The 5,069-nt window shown below is 58.4% G+C and carries 5 protein-coding genes; all 5 read right to left on the bottom strand.

All coding sequences use genetic code 11. From position 1 onward, the window contains the following. Positions 1-173 precede the first annotated feature (173 nt). The 5 genes from ABIE52_RS12515 to ABIE52_RS12495 all read right to left on the bottom strand — a co-directional run bounded on the left by ABIE52_RS12515 (position 174) and on the right by ABIE52_RS12495 (position 5,007). On the bottom strand, positions 174-983 hold the full coding sequence (locus ABIE52_RS12515; protein ID WP_256082506.1) for an esterase/lipase family protein: 810 nt from the start codon (positions 981-983) through the stop codon (positions 174-176). 179 nt (positions 984-1,162) lie between these two features. Beyond that, entirely contained in the window at positions 1,163-2,200 is a 1,038-nt protein-coding gene (locus ABIE52_RS12510) for an alpha/beta hydrolase (protein WP_058039005.1), read from the bottom strand. 118 nt (positions 2,201-2,318) lie between these two features. Continuing rightward, a complete protein-coding gene (locus tag ABIE52_RS12505; protein ID WP_058039006.1) occupies positions 2,319-3,179 on the bottom strand; it encodes an ABC transporter permease in 861 nt (286 codons plus the stop codon). Next, the gene (locus ABIE52_RS12500; protein ID WP_054781949.1) at positions 3,176-4,039 is read right to left on the bottom strand and encodes an ABC transporter permease; all 864 of its coding nucleotides are present in this window, start codon (positions 4,037-4,039) and stop codon (positions 3,176-3,178) included. The genes ABIE52_RS12505 and ABIE52_RS12500 overlap by 4 nt, the downstream gene beginning before the upstream one ends. Continuing rightward, positions 4,036-5,007, bottom strand: coding sequence for a daunorubicin resistance protein DrrA family ABC transporter ATP-binding protein (locus ABIE52_RS12495; protein ID WP_020969036.1), 972 nt, complete (start codon positions 5,005-5,007; stop codon positions 4,036-4,038). The genes ABIE52_RS12500 and ABIE52_RS12495 overlap by 4 nt, the downstream gene beginning before the upstream one ends. Positions 5,008-5,069: the final 62 nt, after the last annotated feature.

Here is a 5,069-nt window from a genome sequence, read left to right as displayed (position 1 = left end):
TCAACCGGCGTATACGAGCCTGGTCGGGCGACGGCCAGGCTCGTATGCTTCGCTCTTCGTGATTGGCCTTGTAGGAGGTCATGTTCACCCGTGACAGCGCACGCTTGTCGATCGGAGTTTGTCGAGCGTGCGATTTCGACCGCTGCGGCTGACCATCTCGACGTCTGGGGCAGCTATGCGCAGGGGATCGGCGTGAATTCCGGATCGAGCGCGGATTTTACGAGGTCCAACGAATGCGCGTCACGAACCAGCCCCGCATGCGAGGCAGTGTTGCCTGGGCATCCATCCTGGACCCAGACGTTGTTTACAACGGAATTGGGGCCTGCGGTAAGGAACGAAGCTTCCGGAGGGGTTGAAATCTGGTCGTGAGCGGTCGCGATTACGGTATACGTAACTCCCGGTTGGGTTTCCGAGCCCGCATTGAGCTCAGTCAACAGCGGTGTCCCTTGAAGTTGTTGAACACCGGCTGGTCCCCAAATCGCCTGAACCAAGAGGTCTCCAGGAAGCCCCATATCTGAGAGTTGTTTGGCGTTTGCTTGCAAGCCGCCGAAGGTCGTTCCGTGGTTGGTAGCGCCGAGGGTGACCAGAGAATGGACGGCGTTTTTCGACGGATCTTCCGGAGTCGAACCACCGTCGAACTTCAGGTACTGGCGAGCGACGACTCCCCCTTGGGAGTGGCCTACGAGATCCACCTGGCCTGCACCCGTATGACGGCGAACTGAATCAACGAAGGTTGCAAGCTCTTTCGCTGAAGTCGCAATGTCCCTGATACCCCATTGGAGAGCGTTGGGATTGAAGATTTCCCGTGCCCCTCCATAATTGAGAGCAAATACGCAGTAGCCGAGATCAGCAAGTTGCGGGGAAAGTTCAGCCCAGGTATCAACCATGTTCGCGGTTGTTCCATGGATGAGAACTACCGGACGAGGATGATCGGCGCTCGGAACGCAATTCCAGTTGTTGGAGCCCGCCGGCGATGGACCCATAGTCGCGAAACCAGGGCTGGGTTCTCGATCATCCGCCAGGGCACTAACTGAGGTGCCAGACAGCAGGAAACACGTTCCCAGTACGACCAGCATGATCCGAATGAACCGCACCGCTGATTCCTCCTATGAAGCTAATCGGTGCCTCGTGCTGGAGTTGAAGCCAGCACGAGGCACTTGAATCAGACGCCCAGAGACTGTGCGATGAATGGCCAGGACTTGTGTAGATCGTCTTGCCAGTAGCCCCATGAATGGGTACCTGTTGGTCGGAAATCCACTACTGCCGGAATATTCAGTTCGAAGAGCCGCTTCGCCATGTTGGAGGTACACAGGTTGGTTGCAAGCTCGATCGGACTGCCGACAACGATCTGGTCGAACATCGCAGCGCGGCCGTCCTGGATGCGCGGATTAGCAGGGGTGTCATTGGGGAAACCGGGGAGCCCGCTGCCGGTGCTCATGTAAATCTGTGTGCCACGCAGCTTCTCAGCGTTCACAAGGGGGTCGTGTTCCCGCCAACCGGGGCCGTCGAACGGACCCCACATGTTCTGCACGTCGTCAACGCCGCCGATCCACTCCGTGGTGGTCTTGACGAACTGCTGGCCGAGCGGATCGCTGGTCTGAGCACACCCGCTGAATGCGGCAACGGAGTTGTAAAAACCTGGGTACTCGATCGCCAGGTTGAGTACAGAAGTACCCGACATCGAGATTGCTGCAATCGACTGTTCGCCATTGCTGCCAAGTTGCTTGTTCAGCAACGGGGGGAGCTCCTTACCCAGAAAAGTGCTCCACATGTTCTTACCAAGTTTCGGGTCTTCCTTCTGCCAGTCGGTGTAGTACGACAGGCGTCCACCAACTGGCGTCGCGACGTTGACGTTCTTGTCCTGGAAGAAGTCGACGACATCGGTCTGGTACTCCCAAGTAGCGGAATCTTGTCCACCACCGGCTCCGTTGAGCAAGTACAGGATGGGACGGGGCGCGGAGTCATCGGCAGGAGTGATGACCTGAATTGGAACAACGCGGTCCATCGACGCCGCGTATACATTCACGATCTTTTGGCGATCGTTCACTTGCTCGACTGAGACGACGTAAGAACCACTCGTGACGGGCTCCACCGAATCTCCGCCGCCCTGGTGAGTGACAGGCGACGCAGTTGCGATACCGGCCGGAACCAGAGCGCACACCATCGTCACCGCGGCGACACCGGTAGCGCGCCTCCACATGGACTGCCTTGTACGCGTCAAGTTAGATACCTCTCGTTGCGTGGCACGGGTACATCGATGCTCATCCCTGGTGCCACTTGTTTCTCGAACTGTGAAGTCGGTTTGCGGTCTGTATTCGTTACGACATCGCCGCGGCGCGTCGGTATCCCCGAATTGCTGGGTAGACGAAGACCAGAATCATGCCGATGGACCAGATCAGCGTCTTGACGAGGGGTTCCGCCACAGGACCGCCCAACGACAGCCCTCTCATCGTGTCGATAGCGACGGACATCGGTTGCTCTGCCACCACTGGTTGAAGCCACTTCGGGTAGGCCATCACAGGGACGAATCCGGAATTGAAGAACATCAATAGTGTGCACGAGATGGATACGATTTCGACGAGCGGCAAGTTGTCGGAGACAGTGGCCAGGGCCGTCACCATCATGGCAAAACCGACGCCGAAAATGACGGGCAACGCCAAGATCGCGAAGGCCGCCAGCGGACCTTGATTGAATCGGAACCCCAGCAGATAGCCGACGCCGAGAATCACGATTGACGTGAGAAGAACTCGGACTGCTTCTGCGATCATGCGTCCGACGAGACTCGAGGCGCGATGCGCGGGGAGCGTCCAGAATCGACTCAGCAGTCCGGACGCGCGTTCACCTTTGAGGCCGACGGCGCTCGCAATCGACCCGAACATAGCGCCTACGAGGATGATCAGTGGAACTGTCCCGAAAATACTCGACTGGCCGGTTGCTGCTGTAATCGAATTGCCCAATACGACCCGGAACATGAGCAACATGAATGCTGGGTATATGAGGGCTTGAATGGCCGTCGACGGATCTCGCAGCCAGGTGAGCAGCAGGCGTTTAGCCTGAATCCCACTGTGCACGACCAGCGCCTTGAACGAGTTCTCGGGGAGCGCTTTATCCGGGTAAGGGAAGTTGAACCCCTCGACCGGGCGGACTACAGCCATGAATCGATCTGTCGGTTCGTTCATGACCGCCTCATACTTGCCCAGAACGCGAGTGGCGCGAACACGACGATCAACCCGATAGTCCACGCAACGACGGGAAACAGGACGCTCCAGGTGACTCCGCCTTGTGCAAGATCACGCATGGCGAATGAAAACTGCGATACCGGTTGATTGCGTACAAACGGCCGAATCCACTCGGGAAAGCCGGTCTCGGGCGCAAAACCGCAGGACAACATCCCCAGAATCAACTGTGGCAATGTCAGCGCTTGACTGGTGGCCTGCGGGCTCTTCGACAATGAGCCGATGGCGTCACCAGCGAAGGACAGGCAGGTGCTGAACGCCAGGGCGACAGCGCAGAACAAGACGGCCTGCCCGACTCCGGCTGAGAATCGAAAACCGATCAAGTGGCCGAACGCCAATGCGGCAGCAAGCGAGACTGTTGATCTGACGAACCCACTGGATTGACGGGACAGCAGCGGGATCGGGCCGACGACCGGCATGGTTTTCATCCGGTTGCTGAAGCCGGTGATCGATTCGGTCGAAGACATTTGAGCAGCCGAGATCGATGTGAATGCCATCGCCTGCAGGACAATGATCGGCATCAAGAACTGCGCGTAGTTGATCCCTTGAAGTTGCATGACGAACTTCAAGGGAAGGTAGAACCCGATCGTGAAGATCAGCGGTGCGATGACTGCAACGAGCAGCTCATAGCGCTTGACCATCGATTTGACGGTGCGTGCAGTCAGCACCCACCACTGATTGATCGCTGATGGATGCGGTCGGCGGTGCTTTCCAACGCTTAAAGCCTCGGGGACTGCAATCTTGCTGCGACTTTCCCCGCGGACAGTCACTTGATCGACCCCGAATTTTGTAGTTGTCGTCACGGCGTCTCGCTTACGTGCTGTTCACCTGTGAGTGAAAGAAAGACGTCATCGAGTGACGGGCGACGAAGCGCGATGTCTGCAAGCGGAATCCGTGCGTGGTCCAGACGACGCAGCGCTTCGGAGAGGGTTCCTGCGCCGACAGGTGCGGGGATAGCGATGCGACCGCTTTCTTGTGCCAGATCGAATCTGAAGTCGCGGGGGACCAGATTGCCCAGGGCATGGACCGCATGAGGCAGCTGTTTGAGATCTGCGGGCACAATCTCGCAGAAGCTTGCGCCGGTTCGCGCCTTCAGTTGGTCAGCAGTCCCCTCAGCAATGACTGCGCCTTTGTCGATGACGATGATGTTGTCGCTCAGTAAATCTGCCTCTTCGAGGTACTGAGTTGTCAGGAGCACGGTGATTCCCTGCTCCTTCAGTGACTGGACCAGCGACCAGACGCTCTGCCGACTGCGCGGATCCAAGCCGGTGGTCGGCTCGTCGAGGAAAACGACCTCGGGGCGAACAACCAGGCCACACGCGATATCGATTCGTCGGCGCATACCGCCGGAGTAGTTCCTCACTACTCGAGATCCTGCTTCGACGAGGTCGAATTGAGAGAGCAGGTCGGCAGCGCGCACCTTCGCCGACATTCGGTCGAGACCCATCAACCTGCCGAACAGTTCGATGTTCTCCCGGCCGGTGAGTGAATCGTCCAGGGCGGCGAACTGCCCGGTCATCATGATGGAGCGTCGAACCTCGGGAGCGTTGCGCACTACGTCGTAGCCAGCCACCATCGCGCGTCCACTGGTGGGACGAATGAGCGTGGAGAGGACCTTCACCGTCGTCGTCTTGCCTGCGCCGTTGGGACCTAAGATGCCGAGCACTGTCCCACGTGGGGCGGTGAAGTTGATCCCTCGCAGCGCGTGCACGTTCTTGAAGGACTTGTGTACGTCCTCCACTAGTACCGCTGCGTCCGTGGAAAAGGGCATCAACACTCCGCTGTCTGCATTGTCGGAACGGGCACGCGCTCCCGACGGGCGCACAGATGCCT

The sequence above is a fragment of the Rhodococcus sp. OAS809 genome, from assembly GCF_040546695.1.
GTDB classification, from domain to species: domain Bacteria; phylum Actinomycetota; class Actinomycetes; order Mycobacteriales; family Mycobacteriaceae; genus Rhodococcus_F; species Rhodococcus_F qingshengii.
The sequence above is the reverse complement of the archived record's forward strand: the minus strand, read 5'-3'. Positions and strand labels throughout refer to the sequence as shown.

What these genes read in the sequence shown, in the direction of transcription:
- ABIE52_RS12505 (WP_058039006.1), bottom strand. Translation starts at nt 3,179, where the DNA reads ATGAACGAACCGACAGATCGATTCATGGCTGTAGTCCGCCCGGTCGAG.
- ABIE52_RS12515 (WP_256082506.1), bottom strand. Translation starts at nt 983, where the DNA reads ATGGGTCCATCGCCGGCGGGCTCCAACAACTGGAATTGCGTTCCGAGC.
- ABIE52_RS12495 (WP_020969036.1), bottom strand. Translation starts at nt 5,007, where the DNA reads ATGCCCTTTTCCACGGACGCAGCGGTACTAGTGGAGGACGTACACAAG.
- ABIE52_RS12510 (WP_058039005.1), bottom strand. Translation starts at nt 2,200, where the DNA reads ATGTGGAGGCGCGCTACCGGTGTCGCCGCGGTGACGATGGTGTGCGCT.